24 protein-coding genes are annotated in these 22512 nt (G+C 69.0%); 7 read left to right on the top strand and 17 right to left on the bottom strand.

Annotation, left to right across the window (positions count from 1 at the left end; genetic code table 11):
* The first annotated feature begins 29 nt into the window (after positions 1-29).
* Complete coding sequence (locus ALI144C_RS45775) at positions 30-782, top strand: SDR family oxidoreductase (RefSeq protein WP_076993491.1); 753 nt, start codon at positions 30-32, stop codon at positions 780-782.
* 59 nt (positions 783-841) lie between these two features.
* On the opposite strand, the gene ALI144C_RS45770 is transcribed toward ALI144C_RS45775, so the two are convergent.
* Positions 842-2392, bottom strand: a complete 1551-nt coding sequence (locus ALI144C_RS45770; protein WP_076993490.1) for a M1 family metallopeptidase — start codon at positions 2390-2392, stop codon at positions 842-844.
* A 98-nt stretch (positions 2393-2490) separates the two neighbouring features.
* Positions 2491-4167, bottom strand: coding sequence for a 2-succinyl-5-enolpyruvyl-6-hydroxy-3-cyclohexene-1-carboxylic-acid synthase (gene menD, locus ALI144C_RS45765; RefSeq protein WP_076993489.1), 1677 nt, complete (start codon positions 4165-4167; stop codon positions 2491-2493).
* Between the two features lie 18 nt (positions 4168-4185).
* On the opposite strand from menD, the gene ALI144C_RS45760 reads away from it, so the two are divergent.
* The 4 genes from ALI144C_RS45760 to ALI144C_RS45745 all read left to right on the top strand — a co-directional run bounded on the left by ALI144C_RS45760 (position 4186) and on the right by ALI144C_RS45745 (position 8291).
* Positions 4186-5097 carry a 1,4-dihydroxy-2-naphthoyl-CoA synthase gene (locus tag ALI144C_RS45760; protein ID WP_076993488.1) on the top strand — a complete coding sequence of 304 codons (912 nt, stop codon included), beginning with the start codon at positions 4186-4188 and terminating at the stop codon, positions 5095-5097.
* 94 nt (positions 5098-5191) lie between these two features.
* On the top strand, positions 5192-6292 hold the full coding sequence (gene menE, locus ALI144C_RS45755) for an o-succinylbenzoate--CoA ligase (RefSeq protein WP_076993487.1): 1101 nt from the start codon (positions 5192-5194) through the stop codon (positions 6290-6292).
* Positions 6289-7398 (top strand): hypothetical protein, encoded by a 1110-nt coding sequence (locus tag ALI144C_RS45750; RefSeq protein ID WP_076993486.1) that lies wholly within the window; start codon positions 6289-6291, stop codon positions 7396-7398. The genes menE and ALI144C_RS45750 overlap by 4 nt, the downstream gene beginning before the upstream one ends.
* Positions 7399-7415: 17 nt before the next feature.
* Positions 7416-8291 carry a 1,4-dihydroxy-2-naphthoate polyprenyltransferase gene (locus ALI144C_RS45745; protein ID WP_076993485.1) on the top strand — a complete coding sequence of 292 codons (876 nt, stop codon included), beginning with the start codon at positions 7416-7418 and terminating at the stop codon, positions 8289-8291.
* Between the two features lie 4 nt (positions 8292-8295).
* On the opposite strand, the gene ALI144C_RS45740 is transcribed toward ALI144C_RS45745, so the two are convergent.
* The 6 genes from ALI144C_RS45740 to ALI144C_RS45715 are packed head-to-tail and all read right to left on the bottom strand — an operon-like array spanning position 8296 to position 12721.
* Positions 8296-9387 carry a PLP-dependent cysteine synthase family protein gene (locus ALI144C_RS45740; RefSeq protein WP_076993484.1) on the bottom strand — a complete coding sequence of 364 codons (1092 nt, stop codon included), beginning with the start codon at positions 9385-9387 and terminating at the stop codon, positions 8296-8298.
* Positions 9388-9407: 20 nt separating this feature from the next.
* A complete protein-coding gene (locus ALI144C_RS45735) occupies positions 9408-10439 on the bottom strand; it encodes a mechanosensitive ion channel family protein (protein ID WP_202819207.1) in 1032 nt (343 codons plus the stop codon).
* A gap of 18 nt (positions 10440-10457) precedes the next feature.
* Positions 10458-11615: an RNA polymerase sigma factor gene (locus tag ALI144C_RS45730; protein ID WP_076993483.1), complete on the bottom strand. Its 1158-nt coding sequence runs from the start codon at positions 11613-11615 to the stop codon at positions 10458-10460.
* A complete protein-coding gene (locus ALI144C_RS45725; RefSeq protein WP_076993482.1) occupies positions 11612-11953 on the bottom strand; it encodes a YciI family protein in 342 nt (113 codons plus the stop codon). The genes ALI144C_RS45730 and ALI144C_RS45725 overlap by 4 nt, the downstream gene beginning before the upstream one ends.
* A gap of 37 nt (positions 11954-11990) precedes the next feature.
* The gene (locus tag ALI144C_RS45720; RefSeq protein WP_143231257.1) at positions 11991-12257 is read right to left on the bottom strand and encodes a DUF4229 domain-containing protein; all 267 of its coding nucleotides are present in this window, start codon (positions 12255-12257) and stop codon (positions 11991-11993) included.
* Between the two features lie 11 nt (positions 12258-12268).
* Positions 12269-12721 carry an Lrp/AsnC family transcriptional regulator gene (locus ALI144C_RS45715; protein ID WP_076993480.1) on the bottom strand — a complete coding sequence of 151 codons (453 nt, stop codon included), beginning with the start codon at positions 12719-12721 and terminating at the stop codon, positions 12269-12271.
* A gap of 335 nt (positions 12722-13056) precedes the next feature.
* Between ALI144C_RS45715 and ALI144C_RS45710 the strand changes: the two genes are divergently transcribed.
* Both ALI144C_RS45710 and ALI144C_RS45705 read left to right on the top strand, forming a co-directional pair.
* Complete coding sequence (locus tag ALI144C_RS45710; RefSeq protein WP_076993479.1) at positions 13057-13269, top strand: BldC family transcriptional regulator; 213 nt, start codon at positions 13057-13059, stop codon at positions 13267-13269.
* Positions 13270-13368: 99 nt separating this feature from the next.
* Positions 13369-13560 (top strand): hypothetical protein, encoded by a 192-nt coding sequence (locus ALI144C_RS45705; RefSeq protein ID WP_076993478.1) that lies wholly within the window; start codon positions 13369-13371, stop codon positions 13558-13560.
* Between the two features lie 14 nt (positions 13561-13574).
* On the opposite strand, the gene ALI144C_RS45700 is transcribed toward ALI144C_RS45705, so the two are convergent.
* The 9 genes from ALI144C_RS45700 to ALI144C_RS45655 form a co-directional block, all read right to left on the bottom strand.
* On the bottom strand, positions 13575-15074 hold the full coding sequence (locus ALI144C_RS45700; RefSeq protein ID WP_076993477.1) for a MinD/ParA family ATP-binding protein: 1500 nt from the start codon (positions 15072-15074) through the stop codon (positions 13575-13577).
* 107 nt (positions 15075-15181) lie between these two features.
* Positions 15182-16165 (bottom strand): c-type cytochrome biogenesis protein CcsB, encoded by a 984-nt coding sequence (gene ccsB, locus ALI144C_RS45695; RefSeq protein WP_076993775.1) that lies wholly within the window; start codon positions 16163-16165, stop codon positions 15182-15184.
* Positions 16162-17652: a cytochrome c biogenesis protein ResB gene (gene resB / locus ALI144C_RS45690; RefSeq protein WP_083754010.1), complete on the bottom strand. Its 1491-nt coding sequence runs from the start codon at positions 17650-17652 to the stop codon at positions 16162-16164. Before resB ends, ccsB begins: the two co-directional genes overlap by 4 nt.
* Before the next feature lie 50 nt (positions 17653-17702).
* Positions 17703-18473 (bottom strand): cytochrome c biogenesis CcdA family protein, encoded by a 771-nt coding sequence (locus ALI144C_RS45685; RefSeq protein ID WP_076993476.1) that lies wholly within the window; start codon positions 18471-18473, stop codon positions 17703-17705.
* 69 nt (positions 18474-18542) lie between these two features.
* Positions 18543-19115: a TlpA disulfide reductase family protein gene (locus tag ALI144C_RS45680; RefSeq protein WP_076993475.1), complete on the bottom strand. Its 573-nt coding sequence runs from the start codon at positions 19113-19115 to the stop codon at positions 18543-18545.
* Positions 19112-19720: a histidine phosphatase family protein gene (locus ALI144C_RS45675; protein ID WP_076993774.1), complete on the bottom strand. Its 609-nt coding sequence runs from the start codon at positions 19718-19720 to the stop codon at positions 19112-19114. Before ALI144C_RS45675 ends, ALI144C_RS45680 begins: the two co-directional genes overlap by 4 nt.
* A gap of 17 nt (positions 19721-19737) precedes the next feature.
* Entirely contained in the window at positions 19738-21048 is a 1311-nt protein-coding gene (hemL, locus tag ALI144C_RS45670; protein ID WP_076993474.1) for a glutamate-1-semialdehyde 2,1-aminomutase, read from the bottom strand.
* A 77-nt stretch (positions 21049-21125) separates the two neighbouring features.
* Positions 21126-22067, bottom strand: coding sequence for an ABC transporter permease (locus ALI144C_RS58150; protein ID WP_237774627.1), 942 nt, complete (start codon positions 22065-22067; stop codon positions 21126-21128).
* 98 nt (positions 22068-22165) lie between these two features.
* Positions 22166-22507, bottom strand: a complete 342-nt coding sequence (locus ALI144C_RS45655) for a hypothetical protein (RefSeq protein ID WP_076993473.1) — start codon at positions 22505-22507, stop codon at positions 22166-22168.
* Positions 22508-22512: the final 5 nt, after the last annotated feature.

Raw genomic sequence — 22512 nt, 5'->3', positions numbered from 1 at the left:
CCGGCCCGCGACCGGCTGGAGTGGAGGACATGGAATCGAGCACCACCGCGCTGGTCACCGGCGGCAACAAGGGCATCGGCCGGGAGATCGTCCGCCTGCTCGCCGAGCAGGGCCACACCGTCTACCTGGGGGCCCGTGATCCCGGCCGTGGGCAACGAGCCGCTGACGAGCTCACCAGGCACGCGGATCTGGACATCCGGTTCGTGCGGCTCGACGTGACCGACCGGGAATCGGTCGCCGCGGCCGTGGAGCGGATCGGCGCCGAGACCGGGCAGCTGGACGTGCTGGTCAACAACGCCGGGATCGTGGTCGAGTGGGACGTCCCGCCGACCGGGATCACGGCCGAGCAACTGCGCGAGACGTACGAGGTCAACGTTTTCGGCGTCGTCACGGTGACGTCGGCTTGTTTGCCGTTGCTGCGTCGCTCGCACCGAGCGCGGATCGTGAACATGTCCAGCGGGCTGGGCTCGTTGACGTTGCTGGACGACCTCACGAGCCCGATCCCATCGCGGGGCCTGCTCGCGTACAGCTCGTCCAAGGCCGCACTCAACGCCTTGACCCTGCTCTACGCCGACGCGTTGCGCGCCGACGGCATCAAGGTGAACGCGGCCAGCCCAGGCGCTGTGCCGACGGATCAGAACACCGGGGCGGCGTTCCCCCTCGGCGACCGCACGACAGCCGACGGTGCCCGCGTCCCGGTCCTGCTCGCCACGCTTCCCGCCGACGGCCCCACCGGCAGCTTCCGCGGCCCCGACTCCGTGGACAACGTCATTCCCTGGTGAACGGCCGGGCCGGGCAGCACACGCTGCCCGGCCCGGCTGATCATCGACTGTCAGGAACCTCAGTGGCCGTGGCCGTCGTGCTCCGAGTGACCGTGACCCAGGTGGCCGGTCCTGGCCAGGGTGTCGCGGGTCAGGTCCAGCTTCTCGATCGCCTTCGGCGGCGTCGCCGCCTTCGCCGAACGAGCCGAGAAGGCCGCGTTGCCGAGGTCCTCCGGTGCCGGCTTGCCCTTGGTGAACAGCCAGGTCTGGAACAGGGCGAACAGCGGCTTGCCGGAGATCCGCTCGGCCAGGCCGATGAACTCCTCGATCTTGCCGTTGCCGTACTTCTTCGTCGCCTGCCAGGTCTTGAGGATCTTGAAGAAGTCCTCGTCACCGACAGCGTTGCGGAACGCGTGCACCGCGAGCGCGCCACGGTCGTAGACCGCGATGTCGAACTCCTTGCCCGAACCGGGCTCGCCGACGACGACCTGCCAGAACGGGTCCGTGTCCGGACGGCGGTCGTAGTAGTACTGGGCGATCTCCGCCGCCGTGCCCTCGGCCTGGCTCTCCGCCCACAGCCACTCCGAGTAGCGGGCGAAGCCCTCGTTCAGCCAGATGTTGCGCCAGCTCTGAACCGACACCGAGTCACCGAACCACTGGTGCGCCAGCTCGTGCGCGACCACGCTCGTGTTGGCACCGCGCGGGAAGAACGCCGTGCTGTACACCGGACGGGTCTGGGTCTCCAGCGCGAAGCCGAGACCGGTCGAGACCACGCCGCCCTGTGCCTCGAACGGGTACGGGCCGAACTGGGTTTCCAGGAACTCGATCACCTCGGGCGTGCGCTCCACGCTGGCGCGCGCGGCCGGGCCGTTGGCGCCGAGGTTGTCGCCGTAGGCGTTGACCACCTGCTGGCCGTTGGGTGCCGTGCTGGTGCGGATCTCGAACTGGCCGACCGCGAGGAAGGCCAGGTATGTCGCTTGTGGACTGGTGGTGCGCCAGTTCCAGCGGACCCAGCCGTTGAGGGTCTGCTGGGTCCCGGCGAACGTCCCGTTGGACAACGCCTCGACGCCCTGCGGCACAACGACGGACACGTCGTAGGTCGCCTTGTCGGTCGGGTGGTCGTTGCTCGGGAACCACCACTTGGCGATGTGCGGCTCGTCCACCGCGAGCGCGCCGTCCGGCGTCTTCTTCCAGTAGTTGGCGCCTGCCGCGTCCTTCACCGTCGACGGCTTGCCCTCGTACTGGACGACGATGGTCAGGTTCTGGTTGTTGCCGATCGCCGCGGGCGGGGTGACGGTGACCTCGCCCGCGTTGGCCGTGACGCGGGCGGGGAAGTTGTTGACCCGGACGGACTTGATCGGCAGCAGGAAGTCGAGGTTGAAGCTCGACAGCTCCTGGGTGCTGCGGGCCAGGATCGTGGTCGACCCGGTCAGCAGGTCGGTCGCGGGGTTGTAGGTGATCCTGATGTTGTAGTGCGAAACGTCATAGCCGCCATTACCGTCGTTCGGGTAATAGGCGTCACCAACGCCTGCCGCGCCCGGTGCCGGGGCGGCGCTCGCGCTTGTTCCGAATAACGCCGTGACAAGCCCTGCCGCCGTCGCGGCGACTGCCACCCTGGATCTCAGTAGCATTTCTGCTACCCCCTCATGTTCAGCGAACGGTATTCATGAACCTATCCGCGAACCGAAGGGGTGAGTACCCGTCGATGTACCTGTCTCATAGGGCGAGATCACCCAAATGCGGCATTGGCTACGGCTTCTCGCAACCGAGCGTGCAGGTCCCGCAACCGAGCGCGATCAGCGCGGACTTCCACGACCCGCAATCCCGGCTGCGGCAGCAATGCCTCCCGCAATTGTTCGGGCGTTTCGGCGAGAACATGCCGAACCTGATATGCGGCACACATTGTCCGGAGATCCGCGCCGTGCGGTGTGCCGAACACACGCTCGAAACTGTTCCCGTGTTCCGGCGCACCCTGTTCCAGCAACGAGAAGATCCCGCCGCCGTCGTCGTTGAGAACCACGATGGTCAGGTCCGGCCGGGTTTCCGTCGGGCCGATCAGCAAACCATTCGAATCGTGCAGGAAAGTCAGGTCACCCAGCAGGGCGTACGCGGGGCGGTCGCGGTAGCCCAGCGCGAGGCCGATCGCCGCGGAGACGTTGCCGTCGATGCCCGCCACGCCCCGGTTGGCGTGGACCGTCACGTCGGTCCGCGCCTCGGCCACCAGGTCGACATCGCGCACGGGGTTGGACGATCCCAGGAAAAGCATCGCGCCGGTCGGCAACGCGGCGACCAGGTCGCGCGCGATCCGCAGGCCGGACGGCCACCCGTCCTCTTCGAGCAGCTTGTCCGCCACGGTCGCGGCCCGATCGGCCGCGGTGCGCCACCCCGTGAGCCACTCCGGGTCGTGACCACGCACGTGCCGCAGATCCGTGGTGTCGAGCCAGCCGCGGACGTGGATCGCGACGAACTGCGGGTCAGTCCATTGTGGATGGTCGCCGATCCCGTACACCGGCGCGCGGCCCATCAGCCCGCGCACACCGCGCGACAACGTCGGCCTGCCGACGACGACGACCGCGTCCGGCCGCAGATCCTCTGCCTTCTCCAGCGATCCGAGCAGCAGCGGCCCGCAGCGCAGCACACTGGCGTCCCCGGTCGTCGCCACCGGTTCGGCGATGATCGGCCACCCGGCGCGAGTGGCGACCTCGCACGCGGCCGCTGCCCGGTCCTGCCTGCCGCTGCCGACCACCATCAGCGTCCGCGCGGGCAACGGGAAGTCGACCCGGCTGCTGGCGACCGACCGCGGCGGCGCCGACGTCGTCCAGCGCTCGCAGTCCGGCCTGCCGTCGAGGGAATCCGGCCAGTCCGGCTCCGCGGTGGGCACCAGCGGCTCGCGGAACGGCACGTTGATCTGCACCGGGCGGCCGGACTCCGCCTGCGCCACGGCACGGCACACCAGGCCGCGCCACACCGGGTTCTGCCCCACGCGGCGCTCGGCGACCGGGAAGTCCACCAGGATCGCCGCGGGCGCGAACAGGTTGCGCTGGTCGATCGTCTGGTTCGCGCCGGTGCCGTGCAGCTCCGGCGGGCGGTCCGCGCTGATCACGATCAGGCCGACGCCGGAGTGGTACGACTCGAGGACCGCCGGGTGGAAGTTGGCGACCGCGGTGCCGGACGTGCAGACGACCGCCGCGGGCCGCCCGGTCGCCTGGGCCAGGCCCATCGCGAGGAAGCCCGCACTGCGCTCGTCCACGCGGACGTGCAGCTTGAGCTTGCCCTGCGCGTCCGCGTCGACCAGCGCCATGCTCAACGGCGCGTTGCGCGAACCCGGGCAGACGACCACGTGGAGCACGCCGTTGCGCGCCAGTTCGTCGGCGATGACCATGGCTTGCGCAGTCGACGGATTCACCGGCCTATCCTCGCAAACGTGTCTGAGACTGTTGTTTCGGAGCTGTTCGACCCGGCCGCGTGGCGTGACGTGCCGGGCTTCGACTTCACCGACATCACGTACCACCGCGCGGTGGATCAGGGGACGGTGCGCATCGCGTTCAACCGTCCCGAGGTGCGCAACGCCTTCCGGCCGCACACGGTTGACGAGCTGTACCGCGCGCTCGACCACGCCAGGATGAGCTCGGACGTCGGCTGTGTGCTGCTGACCGGCAACGGGCCATCGCCCAAGGACGGTGGCTGGGCCTTCTGTTCCGGTGGCGACCAGCGTATTCGCGGTCGCACCGGCTACCAGTACGCCAGCGGTGAGACATCCGACACCATCGACCCGGCGCGGGCGGGGCGGCTGCACATCCTGGAGTGCCAGCGGCTGATCAGGTTCATGCCCAAGGTGGTCATCTGCGTGGTGCCGGGCTGGGCCGCGGGCGGCGGGCACAGCCTGCACGTGGTGTGCGACCTCACACTGGCCAGCGAGGAGCACGCCCGGTTCAAGCAGACCGACGCGGACGTGGGCAGCTTCGACGGTGGCTACGGCTCGGCGTACCTGGCCAGGCAGGTCGGCCAGAAGTTCGCCAGGGAGATCTTCTTCCTCGGCCGGGACTACACCGCCGAGCAGATGCACCGGATGGGCGCGGTCAACGAGGTCGTGCCGCACGCGGACCTGGAGCGCACGGCGTTGGAGTGGGCGCGGGAGATCAACGGCAAGTCCCCGACCGCGCAGCGGATGCTGAAGTACGCGTTCAACCTGATCGACGACGGTCTGGTGGGCCAGCAGCTGTTCGCGGGCGAGACCACGCGGCTGGCGTACATGACCGAGGAAGCGGTCGAGGGCAGGGACGCGTTCCTGCAGAAGCGCACGCCCGACTGGTCCCCGTTCCCCTACTACTACTAGCAACGCTAGCCGTGGTTTTCGTGCAACCAATGTGGCCTTTGTTGCACGAAACGCAACGAATGCCACATTGGTTGCCAAAAAAAAGGGGGGTGGGATGAGGGAAGTTGTGGCGGTCGCGGCCGCTGAGCTGTACGAGCGGTTGCCCGCCGCGTTGGCGGGCGCGGGTCCGGCGTTGCTGCCGGACGGCCCGCAATCGCTTGCGGGCCCGCTCTCCCCGGACGAGGACTCGGCGGGCGACCCGACCGCAGTCGTGGTCGCCACGTCCGGCTCAACCGGGGCGCCAAAAGGGGTCTTGATCTCGGCGAGCGCACTGGTGGCCTCCGCCGAGGCGACGAACAAGCGGCTCGGCGGGCCGGGGCGCTGGGTGCTGGCGACGCCCGCGCGGTACATCGGCGGCATCCAGGTGCTGGTCCGGTCGCTCGTGGCCGGGACGGTGCCGGTGGTGCTCGATCTGGCCGACGGCTTCAAGGTGCCGGACTTCGTGGCCGCCGTCGACGAGGTGTGCCGGACACCCGGACGGCACTACACGGCGCTCGTCCCGACTCAGCTCGCCCGGATCGTCGCGGTTCCCGACGGCCTTGCGGCGCTGAAACGCCTCGACGGGGTCGTGATGGGCGGTGCACGCCTGTCGCCCGAACTCCGGGAGGCCGCGACGGGAGCTGCGGTCGTGTCGGCGTACGGGATGAGCGAGACCGCAAGCGGTTGCGTCTACGACGGCGTGCCGCTGGACGGGGTCGAGGTCAAGCTCGTCGACGGCCGGGTGGCGATCGCCGGGCCGACGCTGGCGCGGGGTTACCGCAACCGCCCCGACCTGACCGCGGAGAGTTTCGTCGACGGCTGGTTCGTCACGTCCGACCTCGGCCGGTTCACCGCCGACGGCAGGCTGGAGATCCTCGGCCGGGCCGACGACATGATCAACACCGGCGGGGTCAAGGTGCCCGCGAACGCGGTCGAGCGGGTGTTGGAGCGGCACGTCGACGCGGCGTGCGTGGTCGGCATCGAGCACCCCGAGTGGGGGCAGATCGTGGCCGCCGCGGTCGTCGGCACCGCGGAAATCGACCGATTGCGTGACCTCGTCCGCGCTGAGCTGGGCGCACCCGCGGTCCCCAAGGTGCTCAAGACGATGATCGCGCTGCCGCTGCGCGGTCCTGGAAAGGTGGATCGGGCAGCGGTGCGGCACTATCTGTCCCAATGAGACGGATCGCGGTGTTCACGCTGGCAGGAGTGGCTGCGGCGGTCCTGTGCACGCCCGCAGGTGCAACGGCCGCCGCGGCGGCGGACGAGTACACGATGGCCGTGCCAGTCACCGAGTACAGGGACGAGAGCACAGGCGTAGTCCGCACGGCCACCGGTATCTCGACCGACGACACCGGGATGGCGATCTACTCGCCGGCCGAGTTGCCCATGCGGGTCAACGCGTTCGAGGCTGACGCACCCGGCGCGCAGGTGGACGTCCGCGGCAGGCTGCCGGACGGTCAGTGGACAGAGTGGACGGACAACGGGCAGCTCGACGAGCCCGTCAGCACAGTGCAGGTCCGGCTCGTGCTCGCCAAGCAGAGCGAGGTCCGAAGCGCCCGGCTGCGCCTGCGCGAGGATCCCCGGCGGCCGACGGCGAGCCCACGGGCGTTGTCGTACCGCGTGTTCGCCACCAGGGAGGGCCTGGTCGGCGGGAAGACCGCCAACGGGCACATCATCGGCCAACGCGACCACTTCGCGGCGCTGCCGTCCCGGCGTGGCCTGGCGCCCAAGGGGAGCGGCAGCTACACCGTGCAGGTCTGTGCCGGCAACGGGCGGTGTGCGTGGGCTCCGGTGTGGGATGTGGGTCCGTGGAACACCCGTGACGACTACTGGAACCAGCCGCGTCAGGAGTGGAACGACCTGCCCCGGGGCACGCCTCAGGCGCAGGCGGCGTACCAGAACGACTACAACGCCGGGCGGGACCAGTTCGGCCGTGACGTGCGCAACCCGGCGGGGATCGACCTCGGCGACGGCACGTTCTGGGACGGCCTGAAGCTGACCGGCAACTCGTGGGTGACCGTGACCTACCTGTGGAGCGTGCCTGGCCCGTTCGGTTACGTCAGCACGCCTGGTGACACGTTGAACGTGCGCGGCGGCACTTCGTCCGACAAGCCGGTGGTCGGAATCGCGGGGCACACGGCACAGGTCCGGGTCGAGTGTGAGGCTAGGGGCGAGGTGGTCACCGGCAGTCAGGGCACGACCGACTCGTGGCTGCGGATCGCGCCGGGCAAGTTCGTGTCCGAGGCCTACGTGTCAGGGGTGACGGGCGCCGCCACCTGCTGAGTTGTCACACTGTCAGCATGGCGACAGTCGCGCAGTGGATGGCGGGCGCACGGGTCCGCACGTTGCCCAACTCGATCGCGCCGGTGTTGGTCGGCACCGGTGCCACGGTGGAGATCGGCGGGTTCGTGTGGTGGAAGGCGGTGCTCGCCCTGCTGGTGGCGCTGGCCTTCCAGGTCGGCGTGAACTACGCCAACGACTACTCCGACGGCATCCGCGGCACGGACGCCGATCGCGTCGGCCCGTTGCGGCTGGTCGGCTCCGGTCTCGTGCCACCGGCGAAGGTGCGGACGGCGGCGTTCGCGTGCTTCGCTGTCGCGTGTGTCGCCGGGCTTGTCCTCGTCGCCACCAGCGGGCAGTGGTGGCTCCTTGCCGTTGGCTTCGTCTGCCTGCTCGGCGCGTGGTTCTACACCGGCGGCAAGAACCCGTACGGCTACCTGGGTCTTGGCGAAGTGGCGGTGTTCCTGTTCTTCGGCCCGGTCGCGGTGCTCGGCACCCTGTACGTCCAGGCCGGACGGATCACGTGGCTCGCCGTGATCACGTCCGTCGCGCTCGGTTGCTTCTCCGCGGCTGTGCTGGCCGCCAACAACCTGCGTGACCTGCCGGGCGACAGCGAAGCGGGCAAGCGCACGATGGCCGTGCGCCTCGGCGACGCGGGCACGCGCAACTTCTACAGCATGCTCGCGCTTGTGCCGTTCGTCGTCACGTTCGTGCTCGCGTTCACCGTCAGCCCGTGGTTCCTGCTCGGTGTGCTCGCTGGTCTGCAGATCTCACCGAGTGTCCGCTCTGTCTACAGTGGCGCGACCGGCCCGTCGCTGATCCCTGTGCTCAAGGACACCGCGCTGGCCATGCTGGTGTGGGCGGTCGCCACCACCGTGGCGTTCGTCGTGGCGTGACAGCTCAGGACGGCCAGCGGCCGGTTTCGAAGAAGTCGGCCAGGATCCGGTGGTACGGCTCAAGGTCGAGGCCGTTCGCCTCGACCCACGCGTCGTCGTAGTACGTGCGCGCGTACCGTTCGCCGCCGTCGCACAGCAGGGTGACCACACTGCCCTGCTTGCCCGCCGCGATCATCTCGGCGATCACCTCGAACGCGCCCCACAGGTTCGTCCCGGTCGACCCGCCGACACGACGACCCAGAGTCGGTTCGACGTAACGGATCGCGGCGATCGACGCGGCGTCCGGCACCTTGATCATCCGGTCGATCACCTGGCCGACGAACGACGGCTCCACGCGCGGCCTGCCGATGCCCTCGATGCGGGACCCGCGGCAGCCGGTGAGCTCGGGCAGGGTGTCGCGCCACGCGTCGAAGAACACCGACCGTTCCGGGTCCACGACCGCGAGGTGCGTGCGCATCGACTGGTAGCGCAGGTAACGACCGATCGTCGCGCTCGTACCGCCGGTGCCCGCGCCGACGACCACCCAGGCCGGTTCGGGATGTGGTTCCAGCCGCATCTGCTGGAACATCGACTCGGCGATGTTGTTGTTGCCACGCCAGTCCGTCGCGCGCTCGGCGTGCGTGAACTGGTCCATGAAGTGACCGTTGAGCTCCGTGGCCAGCCGCCGCGACTCGGTGTACATGGCGCTCGGCTCGTCGACGAAGTGGCACCGGCCGCCCTGGCGTTCGATCAGCGCCACCTTCTCCGTGCTCGTCGACGCGGGCATGACCGCGATGAACGGCAGGTCGAGCAGCCGCGCGAAGTACGCCTCGGACACCGCTGTCGAGCCCGATGACGCCTCGATCACCGGGGTGCCCTGGGTGATCCAGCCGTTGCACAGGGCGTACAGGAACAGCGACCGCGCCAGCCGGTGCTTCAACGAGCCGGTGGGGTGCGTCGACTCGTCCTTCAGATAGAGCCGCACGCCCCATTCCGCGGGCAGCGGGAAGGGCAGCAGGTGGGTGTCGGCGCTGCGGTTGGCGTCCGCCTCGATGATCCGCACGGCCTCGCAGACCCAGTCGCGGGTGGTCTCACTACATCGGTCGATTGTGGTCACAGACGCACACTAAGCGCAGTTCACGCGGCACGACCACCTCGGTAGCTGTCGTCCGCGCCACCTGGCAGGTACTCGGGGTGGTTGTCCCGCATGAAGACGATCAGCTTCTCCCTGACCTCACACCGCAGGTCCCACGCGCTGGCGGCGTCGGCCGCCGACGCCAGCACGCGGACGACCATCGTCCACGGTGTGGAGTCCACCACCTGGAGCACCCATTCGCGCCGGTCCCACAGCTCGGATGCCTCGACGATCCGCTGCGCCTCGACGCGCAGCGCCTCCACGGGCGCGCGGTAGTCCAGGTGCAACTGGACCGCGCCGATGACGCGGGTCTCGTGGCGTGTCCAGTTCTGGAACGGGGTCTTGGTGAAGTACGTCGTCGGCAACACCAGCCTGCGCTCGTCCCACAGCTGTACCACCACGAACGTCAGGGTCATCTCCTCGATGCGCCCCCACTCCCCTTCGACGACAACGACATCGTCGTAACGCAGCGAGTCCGTCAGCGCCAGCTGCATGCCCGCGAAGACGTTGGTCAACGTGGTCTGCGCGGCCAGACCGGCGATCACACCGAGGATCCCGGCCGACGCGAGCAGTGACGCGCCGAGCGTGCGCAGTTCGGAGAAGGTCATGAACATCGAGGCGATCGCGATGACGGTGATCGCCGCGGTGGTCAACCTGCGCATCAACGCCACCTGGGTGCGCAGGCGTCTGACCCGCCGGTTGTCGGGGACGTCGACCTTCAGCCGCTGCAGCACGAAGTCCTCGATCACGAAGAGGACCTTCACCACCAGCCACGCGGCCACGACGAGCAGCGCGAGCAGCAGCGCGTGTCGGATCCCGGCGATCAAGCGGTTGTCGAACTCGAACAGCACGATGTAGTTCGCGGCCACGACGAGCACTGCGACGAACGGCTTGTGGCAGTTCTGATGCAGCTTCGTCAGCGTCCGCCGGTAGCGGCGGCGTGCCACGGAACGAACGAGCACTCCTGTCAACCAGCCCGCGAGCAGCGCGGCAACGGTCGCGACAGCAACAGATAGGACTATTCGCCAGAACACCCATCCCACACTGAAGGATCACGGGGGCGTTGGCGAATCGACAGCACCTGCGCGTGTGGCGAAGAACTCGGTTTCGGCCGCGGTCGGGGCCAGCCGCGCCGCCTGCCGGTCGGCCTCGGCGGCTTCGGCCACGCGCCCCAGCGCACGCAGGAACTCGGCGCGGGCGGCGGGCAGCAGGTAGTAGTGGCCCAGCTCGGCGGAAAGCCGGTCGGCCTCGGCCAGGCCCGCCGCAGGGCCGTGGATTTCGGCCAACGCCACCGCTCGTCCCAACGCGGCCGTGGCCGACGGGTAGACCGCCACCAGTTCGTCGTACAGGGCAAGGATTTGCGGCCAGTCGGTGGCCGCGTACGCCGGGGCTTCGGCGTGCACCGCGGCGATCGCGGCTTGCAACGCGTACGGGCCGCCGCCGCGCAAAGCCTTTGCCACCAGAGGAAGGGCGTCGTCGATCGCGGCACGGTCCCAGCGCGAGCGATCCTGCGCGGCCAGCGGGACCGGTTCGCCGTCACGCGACCGGGCCGGGGCGCGCGCCTCGGTGAGACGGATCAACGCGAGCAGCCCGAGCACCTCGGGTTCCGGCAGCAGCGACCCGAGCAGTTCGGCGAGTTCGACCGCGCGATCCGTGGAACCCGCCGTGTAGACCAGGTACACCACGGCGAGCACCGCGGGCAGGCGGGTGGCGAGGTCGTCGGGCACGTGGAACGGGATGCCCGCGGCCCGGATCTTCTTCTTCGCCGTGGTCAGCCGGGCCGCCATGGTCGCGTGCGGCACCAGGAACAGCCGAGCGACCTCCCCCGTCGGCAGCCCGCACACCAGCCGCAAGGTCAGCGCCACGCGGGCGTTCATGGCCAGCGCCGGGTGGCAGCACATGAAGATCAGCCGCAGCCGGTGGTCCTGGATCACCTGCGGGTCGTCGTCGGGTACGACGAGCAACGGCAGCTTGCGGGTCAACGCGTCCGCGCGGCGCATCCGGTCGAGCGCCTTGCGTTTGGCCGTTGTGGTGAGCCAGCCCACGGGATTGGGCGGGACACCGTCCTTCGGCCACGCGACCACCGCGGCCTCGAACGCCTCCTGTACGGCGTCCTCGGCAGCATCGAAGTCCCGGGTCAGGCGCATCGTCGCGGCGAGCACAGCGGCCCACTCGCGCCGATGCGCCCGTTCCAACTCGGGGAACGTCATGCGCCCCAAATCGGCCTGATCTCGACGCCCGAGCCGATCGGCACCCGCTTGGCGACCTCGATCGCCTCGTCGAGCGTGTCGGCCTCGATGACGTAGAACCCGCCTATGTGCTCCTTGAGCTCCACGTACGGCCCGTCGGTGACGAGCACCTCGTCGCCCTTCGGACGCAACGTGGTGGCGGTGTAGGAGGGCCGCAAGGCGTCCCCGTAGAAGGGTCGGCCACGTTCGGTGAGGTACTGGACGAACTCGCCGTGCGCGTTGAGCGCCTTGTCGAGCTCTTCCTGGGGGACAGCGGTCCAGTCGGTGTCCGGCTCGTGCAACAGCAGCATGTATTTCATGTCCACTCCACGAACGGGACTGCCCCGAAATCGAAAGCTAGGCCTGTTCGTCTCCACGTAGTTCCGCACGCAGCCGCTCCCGCTCGCTGCGCCGGGACTCGCCGCGCTCGGCCAGCCCGGCGGTGACCCGCTGGTTCAGGCCGCGGAACAGCAGCAGGCTGAGCGGGAACGCCACCACGACGGCGACGGCCAGCCCGACGAGCAAGGGAATCTTGACCAGCACGAACACGGCCGTCAGCACGGCGACGAGCGCGATCCGCGCGGCCGTGTAGAGCGCCAGGTCCCTGCCGAAATGGGCTTCCACAACCACGCAGCCTACTCGGCGTTGTCGGTGTTCGGACGGCCCTCGAACCTGGTGGACAGCACCACCGTGGTCCTGGTGCGCGCGACGCCGACGATCCGGCGCAGCCGCCCGAGCGTGCGTTCGAGTTGGTCGACCGTGGGCACGCGCACCTTCACCACGAAGGCCTCGTCACCCGCGACCGCGTAGCAGGACTCGACCTCGGACAGCTGACCCAGCTTGATGGCGACCTCGTTGTCCTCGGCGTTGTCCGACGGCTGGATGCCCACGAGCGCGGTCACGCCGAGCCCGATCGCGCTCGGGTCGACGGTCGCGTGATAGCCGGTGATGACGCCGCTGGTCTCGAGCTTGCCGACGCGCTCGTGCACGGCCGACGCGGACAAGCCGACCTGGCGGCCGAGTTCGGCGTACGTGGCGCGGCCGTTGAGCCTGAGCTCGTTGATGATGCGACGGTCCAAGTCGTCCACGGGCAGAGCCTACGACCGCGTTACCGCACCACAAGCGGCGGTATCAGGCGTATGGTCGGTGAAGGTAAAGCTTCGCTGGGCTAAGTGACCAGGCTCACCGTCTTTGCCGCAGAATTTTTGTCGAGTTTCAGGCTGCGGGAGCGCCGGTTTTACCTTCGGACGGCGCCGGTGGATCGCCACCGACCCGCCTTTTGCCTGGTCAGTCGGGTCGATGTCCAGAGTGGGCGTTTTGCCCCTTACTACCTCTTTACCTTTACTTAGCCGTTCGAGTACCCGACGGGCGAGATGACACGATGCGACCGGTACGCCGGGAATTTTGTGTTAGGAGGCACCGGATGACTGCCACCATCAGCCACGTCGGCGAGCGGCTGCTCACCCCTGGGGAAGTCGCGGCACTGTTCAGGGTCGACCCCAAGACCGTGACCCGCTGGGCCACCGCGGGCCGGATCGGTTCGATCCGCACCCCGGGTGGGCACCGCCGGTTCCGCGAGTCCGAGGTCAAGACCCTGCTCGCCGAGCTCACCACCGAAGCCAGCCACAACGACTGACACCCGCTCTCGTCACATTCAGCCATCGCCTGCATGGGGTGACGGCACAAGACGGGCAAACGGGCTAACCTCGGGTACGAAACCCGAGGAGGTGGCGACATGCTGTATTTGCTCGCCGCGGTCGGAGCCCTGACCGTCGCGGTGCTGCTGTGGCGCGCGTTCGGTGCTCAGGCGGCAGCCGGGGTCGCGGCGCGCAGGGAGCGCGGTGTGATCGCCCCTGACGACGACCCCGAGTTCTTGAAGGGGTTGGCCGAACGCAACAAGAAGGCCGGCGAGGACCCGCCGGCCTGAAGGTCGAAGCGGAGTTACTGCTTGCCGGCGAAGTCGTCGGCGACAGTGGCCGCGACTTCCAGCAACGCCATCTTCGTGGCGTGCTGCAGCCGATCCAGTTCGATCTCCGCACCTTCTTCCAGGTGCGGATCGAACGGGATCAGGCACACCGCACGGCACCGCGCGCCGAAGTGCGCGGCCAGCTTGTCCAGGTCCACCGAGCCGGACTTCGGCCGGACCGAGTTAATCACCGCGACCGACCTGGCGACCAGGCTGCCGTAGCCGTGCGCGTCCAGCCAGTCCAGCGTCGCCGAGGCACTGCGCGCGCCGTCGACGGAGCCGGACGACACCACCACCAGCGAGTCGGCGATGTCCAGCACGCCCTTCATGGCGGAGTGCATCAGTCCGGTGCCGCAGTCGGTCAGCACGATGTTGTAGAAGTGCTCGAGCAACGCGACCGTGCGCCGGTAGTCGTCCTCGCTGAACGCCTCCGAGACCGCCGGGTCCTGCTCGCTGGCGAGGACCTCCAACCTGCTCGGACCCTGCGAGGTGTACGCACGCACGTCGCTGTACTTGGTCACCCTGCTCGCGTCGCGCAGCAGGTGGCGAACAGTCGCCGTCGTCTCCAAGGGGATCTTCTGCGACAGCGTGCCGCGGTCGGGGTTCGCGTCGACCGCGATCACGCGGTCACCGCGCAGCGACGAGAACGTAGAGCCCAGCGTGGTGGTCACGGTGGTCTTGCCGACGCCGCCCTTCAGGCTCAGCATCGCGATCTTGTAGCAGCCCCGCAGCGGCTGGCTGACACGGGAGATCAGCTCACGCCGCAGGACGTCCTCCTGGCTCTCGCCGAGGTTGATCGTCCGGCCGGAGGCCATGTACACGGCCTTGCGCCACCCCGACTGCGGCCGCTTCTTCTCCTGCTTGATCAGCCGTGAGCTGGAGAGGTCGTTCGGCGTGGGCGTCGGGCCCTGTTGCGGGGGCGGCTGCTGCGGGAACGGCTGTGGCGGGTACGGCTGCTGCCCCGGGTACTGGTAGCCAGGCTGCGGCGGAACCGGGTACGGGCCTGATCCGCCCGGCACCTGGTAGGGCCCCGAACCACCGGGCACCTGGTACGGGCCGGAACCACCGGGGACGGGGGTCTGACCGGACGGAGGCTGCTGCGGGGGCTGCTGCGGAACCTGGTACGGCCCCGAACCGCCAGGCACCTGATAGGGACCGGAACCACCGGGGACGGGGGTCTGACCGGACGGAGGCTGCTGCGGGGGCTGCTGCGGAACCTGGTACGGCCCCGAACCACCGGGCACCTGGTACGGGCCGGAGCCGCCGGGCACCTGGTGCTGCCCGGACTCGCCCGGATCCGCGGGCTTGGGGTACGGGGCCGAGTCGGTCGACGGCTCCACGTACAGCTCCGGCTGGTCGGCGGCCGTGTCGTCGTCGGTCTCGTCGGGAGTTGCCGGAGGAGGGTTGTCTCCGCTAGCCGGCTGCTGCCACGCGGCACCGGGCCGCTGTGCGGAGTCGTCGTAGCGTCCAGTCACCCCGGAGTCCTCCTGCGGATGTCATGGATCGAGACCACCTCGACCACGCATGCGACGGTAGCCGTAGGTGTGCGCGCAGGTCGAACGGGGTTACCCGTTCCCACCGCTCATCCGTTCGCGTACGAGTGCAGTCCGACGGTCACCAAGTTGACGAAGAACAGGTTGAACACCGTCGCGGAGAACCCGAGGATGTTGATCCACGCCGCCCTGCGGCCACGCCAGCCCGCGGTGGCACGAGAGTGCAGGTAGGCCGCGTAAACCACCCACGCGATGAAGGCGACCGTCTCCTTCGGGTCCCATCCCCAGAACCGGCCCCACGCCGCCTCGGCCCAGATTCCGCCGCAGATCACGCCGAAGGTGAAGATCGGGAAGGCGATGATCGTGGTCCGGTAGGCCACCCGATCGAGCACGTCCGCGGCGGGCAGCCGCGTGCCGAGCCGGACAAACTTCGCCTGATCCTGGTCATAACGATTGCGGATCAGGTACAGGATGCTGGCCACACCGGGGACCAGGAACAAACCGGACGCGATGATCGCGGCGGCGACGTGGATGATGATCCAGTACGAGCGCAGCGCGGGCTGCAGCGGCGCGGCCTCGGAGTACAGCAGCGTGCCGCCGAGGAACATCAGGATCACGATCGGCAGCATCACGAACACGGACAACCGGCGGACCGGGAACTTCCGCATCAGCACGACCCACGTGACCACGGCGACCAGGCACACCGCGGACATGTACTCGTACATGTTCCCCCACGGCACCCGGCCGACCGCGAGACCGCGCAGCACGAGCGAGCTGAAGTGCAGCGCCGCGCCGAGGATCATCAGCGCCGCGCCCATCCGGCCGTAGCGCTCCCACTTGTCGCGCTCGTCACGCGGGCGCAGCCCGATGGCGGGTTCCAACGGCTCGTCGCCAGACGGGGCGTTGACAGACGGGGCGCCGACGGTGGCGAGCTTGCGCGCGGCCACGCGTTTGGTCTCCGCTCGGCTGAACGCCTGCTCGAGCAGGGCCAGCGCCATGGCGAGCACGTAGACCAGGACAGTCGCGCCGTACGTCCAGTCACCGAACTGGGCAAGGGTCTCGTTGACCATCAGTTCTTCCCTCCGGATACCGCATCCGAGAGCCGTTCGAATTCCTCGCCGTATCCGGCCTGGTCGGTACGGGCGAGCCCGCCGACCTCGACCACGGTACGGCCATCCGCCGCGGGCACCACACGGACCCACAGCCTGCGCCGCTTGATCATCAGCGACGCCCCGATCCCCAGGATGATCGCGATCGCGAACACGAGCACCCAGATCTGCCCTGGATCATGCGAAACCTGCAGGTAGACCCAGCGCTGCACGCCGTCGAACCGGACCACGGTCTTGTCGTCCAACGTGATCTGGTCGCCGACCGCGAGGTTCTCGCGGGCGACCTTCTTGAGCCTGCCGCTGTCCACCATCGACTCGTCGACGGTGAAGATCGACTGGCCCCGGCCGTTGTCGATGCCGAGATCGCCGCGCAGCACGTCCACCGCGACCATCGGCTTGCGCAGGTCGGGGAAGCTGGAGTTGAGCAGCGCGCCGTGCAACTGGGCGGTCGGCGCGAACAGACCCGTCACCGCGATCTGCTTGGTCCGCCGCTCCTCGGTGTTCGTGATGCCCGGCGGGTCGAACTTCGTCGCCCCCTCGGACAGGAACGTCACCTGGTTCACCGGGCGCCACTGGGTGTCCATCGTGCGCTTCTCGCCGTTGGGGAACGTCACGGTGAAGACCGGCGCGTAGCCGTGGCCGAGCAGGTAGACGCGGTCGCCGTCGGTGCGCAGCGGGGAGTTGACCTCGAGGCCGTAGTCCTGCCACGCGCCGGTCGCCAGGTCCTCGGTGGACTGGTACGCCAGGTTCGCCCGGAACAGGTCCGGCTGGCCGGTCGGCAGGAAGTTCACGTCGAACGACTTGACCTTCACGCAGAACGGCGTCAGGTCCGTGCCGTCGACGGTCAGTCCCGGTTGGAAGGAGTCGTAACCGAGCACACCCGAGTTGCAGAACTCCTGCTTGCCGTCGGCCTTGACGATGACCTGGCCCTCGTAGCCGTAGAGCTTGCCGACGGCCAGCGCGATGATCAGGCCGAGCATGGCGAAGTGGAACACCAGGTTGCCGGTTTCCCGCAGGTAGCCGCGTTCGGCGGAGATGGTGCGGGCGCCGTCGTCCTCTTCGCGCACGATCTTGCGCCAGCCGCCCAGCGCCTTGGTGGCCCGCTCGACCGCCTCGTCCGGCGTCACGTCGACCGTGTGCTGCGCGTGGTGCGGCATCCGCGCCAGGTTGCGTGGGGTGAGCACCGGCTTGGCCCGCAGCGCCTTGGCGTACTCGATCGTCCGCGGCAACAGGCAGCCGACCAGCGAGATCATCAGCAGCATGTAGATCGCCGCGAACCACACGCTGGCGTAGACGTTGAAGAACTGCAACTGGTCGAGCAGCCTGCCCCACCAGCCGTGCTGGGCGATGTAGTCCGCGACCTTGTTGGCGTTCAGCGTCCGCTGCGGCAGCAGCGCGCCGGGCAACGCCGCCAGCGCGAGCAGGAACAGCAGGATCAGCGCGGTCCGCATGGACGTGAGGCCACGCCATGTGTTGCGCAGGAACGGAATCCCGGGAATCGTCACAGGGGCAGCCCCGTATCGGTGATGAAGGCGTAGCGCATCCAGGCGATGAAGTCGCCCCACAGGCCGGTGACCAGCAGCACGCCGACCGCGAACATCAGCACACCACCGAAGATCTGCACTTTGCGGCCGTTGCGGCGCAGCCAGCCGGTGGCTCGCACGGCCCACCGCGCCCCCAGCGCGATCAGCAGGAACGGCACGCCGAGACCGGCGCAGTAGATCAGGACCAACAGGACGCCGCGCGCCCCGGAGCTACCGGTGCTCGCCGCGATCGTGAGCACACCGGACAGGGTCGGCCCGATGCACGGCGTCCACCCGAGACCGAAGATCCCGCCGAGGATCGGGGCGCTGATCAGGCCACCACGCGGCAGCTTGTGGAACCGCACGTCACGCTGCAGCTTCGGGACGAGGCCGACGAAGACCAGTGCCATCAGGATCATCACCAGGCCGCCGACGCGTTGCAGCACTTCCTGGTTGATCAACAGCTGATCCGACAACCACACCAGGCCGCCGACCGTCGCCGTGAACACGACAGTGAAGCCGAGCACGAACAGGCCGACCGCGCCGAGCACCCGGTAGCGGCCGCGTTTCGGCTGCTCCTCGGAGCCGACCGCGGGCGCGTCCGCACCGACCAGCGCGGCCAGGTAGGCCAGGTAGCCGGGGACGAGCGGGACGACGCAGGGCGACGCGAACGAGATCATGCCCGCGAGCAGGGCCAAGCCACTGGCGAGCAGCAGCGGCCCCGACGCGGCGATCTCGGTCGGATTCACGCATCAGAGCGTAGGCACGGACCTGGACACCGCCCCCACCGGCACCCGGGACCTAGGTCCCTGGTCACATCAGCTCTCGGCGAGGAGCTTGTCGAGGACCGGCTCGAAGTCCGACTTCAGCTTGCCGATCAGGAACACCTGGGCCACCCGGTGCTGCTTGTCCAGGATGATCGAGCTGGGCACCGCGTTGCGCGGATAGCCCTTGAGGCCGAGCAGAGACCGGCTGCCCGGGTCGTAGATCGACGGGTAGGTCAGGCCGCGGTCGCGCATGAAGTCCTCGGGCTGGGTGCGGATGTCGTCCCGGACGTCGATGCCCAGCACCTGCACACCCTTGTCCTTGCGCGCCTTGTACAGCTCCTCCAACTCCGGGGCTTCCGAGCGGCACGGCCCGCACCACGCGCCCCAGATGTTGATCAGGACGACCTTGCCCGCGTAGTCGGACAGCTTGATCTGCTTGCCGGGCTCCAGCAGGCTGTCGCCGGTGATGTCCGGCAACGGCTTGCGGTCGGCGGCGTCGTAGGCGATCTCCAGCTTGCCGCCCGGCGCGACGAAGTCGAACTCCGTGCCGCGCACGACCGCGTCCGTGCCTGTCGAACACCCAGCCAGGACGAGCAGCGCGGCTGCGATCGCGAGCCTTCTCATGCGCCCGTCACCTTCGGGTCCGTGGCACCGGCGGGCTCCTGGTAGCGGATCCGGACCAGCTGCTCGTCCTCGAACTCCAGGCTGGTCAGCGACGCCAGCGAGCACTCGCGGTTGCGAGGGTCGTGCCACATCCGCTTGCCCTCCAGGAAGCGGCGCAGCGTCCAGATCGGCAGCTGGTGCGACACGCACACCGCCTCGTGACCCACGGCCGCCGCCCGCGCGCGTTGCGCGGCACCGAGCATGCGGTGCGCGATCTTCAGGTACGCCTCGCCCCAGGATGGCCGGAACGGGTTGGTCAGGTGCTTCCAGTGCTTCGGCGAGCTCAACGAGCCCGCGCCGACCGACACCTTGTGGCCCTCGAACACGTTCTCCGACTCGATCAGCCGGTCGTCGGTGGCCAGTTCGAGCTGCTGCGAGTCCGCGATCGGCCGCGCGGTCTCCTGCGCACGCTGCAACGGCGACGCCACGACGTGCGTGATGTCACGGTCCTTGAGGAACTCCGCCACGGTCAGCGCCTGACGGCGACCCAGGTCCGACAGGTGAAAGCCGGGCAGACGGCCGTACAGGATGCCCGTGGGGTTGTGGACCTCGCCGTGCCGGAGCATGTGGACGATCGTGCGGGTCACTTGACTGCCTCCGCGGCCGCGGCCGCCGCGTGGGGCAACGCGTCGGCGATGACGTCGAACGCCTCGTCGTCGATGGCCGCGTTCACGAACCATGCCTCGTAGGCGCTGGGTGGCCCGTACACACCGCGTTCGAGCAACGCGTGGAAGAACGCGGGGAACCGCCAGGTGTCGGCTTTCTTGGCACCTTCGTAGTCGGTGACCAGGTCTTCCGTGAAGAACACGCTCACCAGATTGCCCGCGTACTGGACCCGGTGCGGCACGCTCTTCGCGGTGAGCGCGTCGGTGAACAGCGCTCCCAGCTTGTGTGCGTTGGCGTCGAGCTTGTCGTAGACGGCCGCGTCGGCGTTGCGCAGGTTCGCGAGCCCGGCGGCGACCGCGACCGGGTTCCCGGACAGCGTCCCGGCCTGGTAGACCGGGCCCAGCGGGGCCAGCCTGGCCATCACGTCGGCCCGGCCGCCGAACGCCGCCGCGGGCAGCCCGCCGGACATGACCTTGCCGAAGGTGTACAGGTCACCGGGGACGCCCTCGATGCCGAACCAGCCCGCGGCGCTGACCCGGAAGCCCGTCATGACCTCGTCGATGATCAGCAGCGCGCCGTACTGGTTGGTGAGCGACCGCAGTCCTTCGTTGAACCCGTTGACCGGCGCGACGGCACCCATGTTGCCCGCGGCGGCCTCCGTGATGACAGCGGCGATCGTGTCGCCGTGTTCCTCGAAAGCCGCGCGCACGGCGTCGATGTCGTTGTACGGAAGGACAATGGTGTCCCCGGCTTGGGCGCCGGTGACCCCTGGCGTGGTCGGCAGGCCCAGTGTGGCCACGCCGGACCCCGCTTCGGCCAGCAGGGCGTCGACGTGACCGTGGTAGCAGCCCGCGAACTTGACGACCTTCGTACGGCCGGTGAAGCCCCGCGCCAGGCGGATGGCGCTCATCGTGGCCTCGGTCCCCGAGTTGACCAGCCGCACCTGCTCGACGGGAGCGACGCGCTCGACGATCTCCTCGGCGAGCTCGATCTCGCCCGCGGTGGGCGTGCCGAAGGACAGCCCGTTCACCGCGGCCTCGCGGACGGCCTCGACGACCTGCGGGTGCGCGTGGCCGAGGATCATCGGGCCCCACGAGCTGACCAGGTCGACGTACCGGTTGCCGTCGGCGTCCCAGAGGTACGTGCCCGCGCCCTTGACCATGAACCTCGGCGTCCCGCCCACCGAGTGGAACGCCCGCACCGGCGAGTTCACCCCGCCGGGGATCACGGCACTCGCGCGCTCGAACAACTGGGCCGAGGTCTTGACCTGCTCAACACCTGTGCTCACGCGGTCAGTCTTACAGGTCCCGGAAAGTGGCCTGACGCACGGTCAACGACCCGGCATGGGCAAGGGCCATAGGTCCTTCAGGGCGTGGGGCGTTTGGTGATGGTGTTCGCGGTCACACCGTCCTCGCCGCGCTGCCCCTGGACCACGACGGACGAGCCGGGTGTGACGTCGGACAGCTTGCCCGCCGTGGTCGTCTCCACCTTGGTCGAGTCCGAAGTGGTCACCTTGACCTCGGTTCCGTCCGGCTGCTTCACGTAGATCGTGTTGCCCTCCACACGATCCACCGTGCCAGCCGTCCCGCCACGCAAACCGCCCCCTCCCTGGCCGCCGCCCGGCCCTTGTCCCTGGCCGTCACCCGGCCCCTGGCCCGGCCCGGTGATGATCCGGCCACCGCCGCCGCCGGGGCGTTGGGGTTGCTGCGGCGCCGCTGTCGGCGATCCCGCGACCGCCGAGTGGGTCCAGACCCCGCCGAAGAACGCCACCAGGGCCAGTGCCACCACACCGAGGCCGATCGTCAGCTTGGACAGGCCGCGTTTGGCCTGGGTCAGTTCCTTGTCGAGGTCGTCCGATCCAGCCACCGGGGTCGCTGTCACGTGCTCGGGGTTCTGCTGGCTCATCGCTGTGTTTCTCCTAGTCGGGTCGTAGGGCTTCGATGGGGCGCAGCGACGCCGCGCGACCATGATGTTCGTGACGCCGATCCCGCCGACCAGCAACGAGATCGCCGCGACCGACGCCAGCAGCACGGTGAACGTCTCGGTCGCCGTCGTCCTGGTCGCCAGCAACTGCTCCTGGCTCAGCACCCGGAAGTCCGCGGGCTGGTTCGCGGAGATCCGGTGCCGCGCGGTCAGGATCGCCGTGATCTCAGCCTGCGCCGCCGACATCGAGTCGGAACTCGTTGCCTGGACGAGGATCTGGTTGACCTGGCCGTAGCCGGTCAACGAGTTCTGCACCGCGGTCAGCGGGGCGATCGCCGTGTCGTCGGCGTTCTCCAGGCCCGACGAGCCCCGTTGATCAGCCACGCACGGCGTCCGCGTCCCATGGCGGCAATGCTCGACGCGGCAGATCCCAGTCAGCTGGAAGGGACCTGGGAGTTGGCTGGGAGCGTGAGGCCCTGTCTTCAGGCCTGGTGCTTGGGACGGGCCCTGGCGGCCAGCATCAGCTGGCGGACGGCGTCGACGATCAGCACGGCCGCGACCGTCCCGGACAAGATGGACAACGACATCCAGTGCCCGAAGTAGCGGTGCGACACGAGCGGCGGACGGCCGTCGTCGAACACCGTGGTGATGGTCGCGACGCTCATCGGCCACAACCAGAACGCCAGCCAGACCAGCCCCGCCGCGACCAGCAGCTCCGCGGCGGCGACGAGGGCTCGCTTCGGCTGGTTCAGCTTGGCGCGCACCGGCGGCAGCGGCGGAAGTTCCGGCTCCTGCTCGGATGCGGTCTTCGGCTGGGCGGTCACGCCAT

This window comes from Actinosynnema sp. ALI-1.44, assembly GCF_001984155.1.
In the GTDB taxonomy this organism is placed as follows: domain Bacteria; phylum Actinomycetota; class Actinomycetes; order Mycobacteriales; family Pseudonocardiaceae; genus Kibdelosporangium.
This window is presented reverse-complemented; position numbering and strand designations above follow the sequence as displayed.

Coding starts and splice junctions, on each gene's coding strand:
- ALI144C_RS45775 (WP_076993491.1), top strand. CDS start 30: ATGGAATCGAGCACCACCGCGCTGGTCACCGGCGGCAACAAGGGCATC.
- ALI144C_RS45770 (WP_076993490.1), bottom strand. CDS start 2,392: ATGCTACTGAGATCCAGGGTGGCAGTCGCCGCGACGGCGGCAGGGCTT.
- menE (WP_076993487.1), top strand. CDS start 5,192: ATGAGGGAAGTTGTGGCGGTCGCGGCCGCTGAGCTGTACGAGCGGTTG.
- ALI144C_RS45750 (WP_076993486.1), top strand. CDS start 6,289: ATGAGACGGATCGCGGTGTTCACGCTGGCAGGAGTGGCTGCGGCGGTC.
- ALI144C_RS45745 (WP_076993485.1), top strand. CDS start 7,416: ATGGCGACAGTCGCGCAGTGGATGGCGGGCGCACGGGTCCGCACGTTG.
- ALI144C_RS45730 (WP_076993483.1), bottom strand. CDS start 11,615: ATGACGTTCCCCGAGTTGGAACGGGCGCATCGGCGCGAGTGGGCCGCT.
- ALI144C_RS45725 (WP_076993482.1), bottom strand. CDS start 11,953: ATGAAATACATGCTGCTGTTGCACGAGCCGGACACCGACTGGACCGCT.
- ALI144C_RS45710 (WP_076993479.1), top strand. CDS start 13,057: ATGACTGCCACCATCAGCCACGTCGGCGAGCGGCTGCTCACCCCTGGG.
- ALI144C_RS45705 (WP_076993478.1), top strand. CDS start 13,369: ATGCTGTATTTGCTCGCCGCGGTCGGAGCCCTGACCGTCGCGGTGCTG.
- resB (WP_083754010.1), bottom strand. CDS start 17,652: ATGCGGACCGCGCTGATCCTGCTGTTCCTGCTCGCGCTGGCGGCGTTG.
- ALI144C_RS45680 (WP_076993475.1), bottom strand. CDS start 19,115: ATGAGAAGGCTCGCGATCGCAGCCGCGCTGCTCGTCCTGGCTGGGTGT.
- ALI144C_RS45675 (WP_076993774.1), bottom strand. CDS start 19,720: ATGCTCCGGCACGGCGAGGTCCACAACCCCACGGGCATCCTGTACGGC.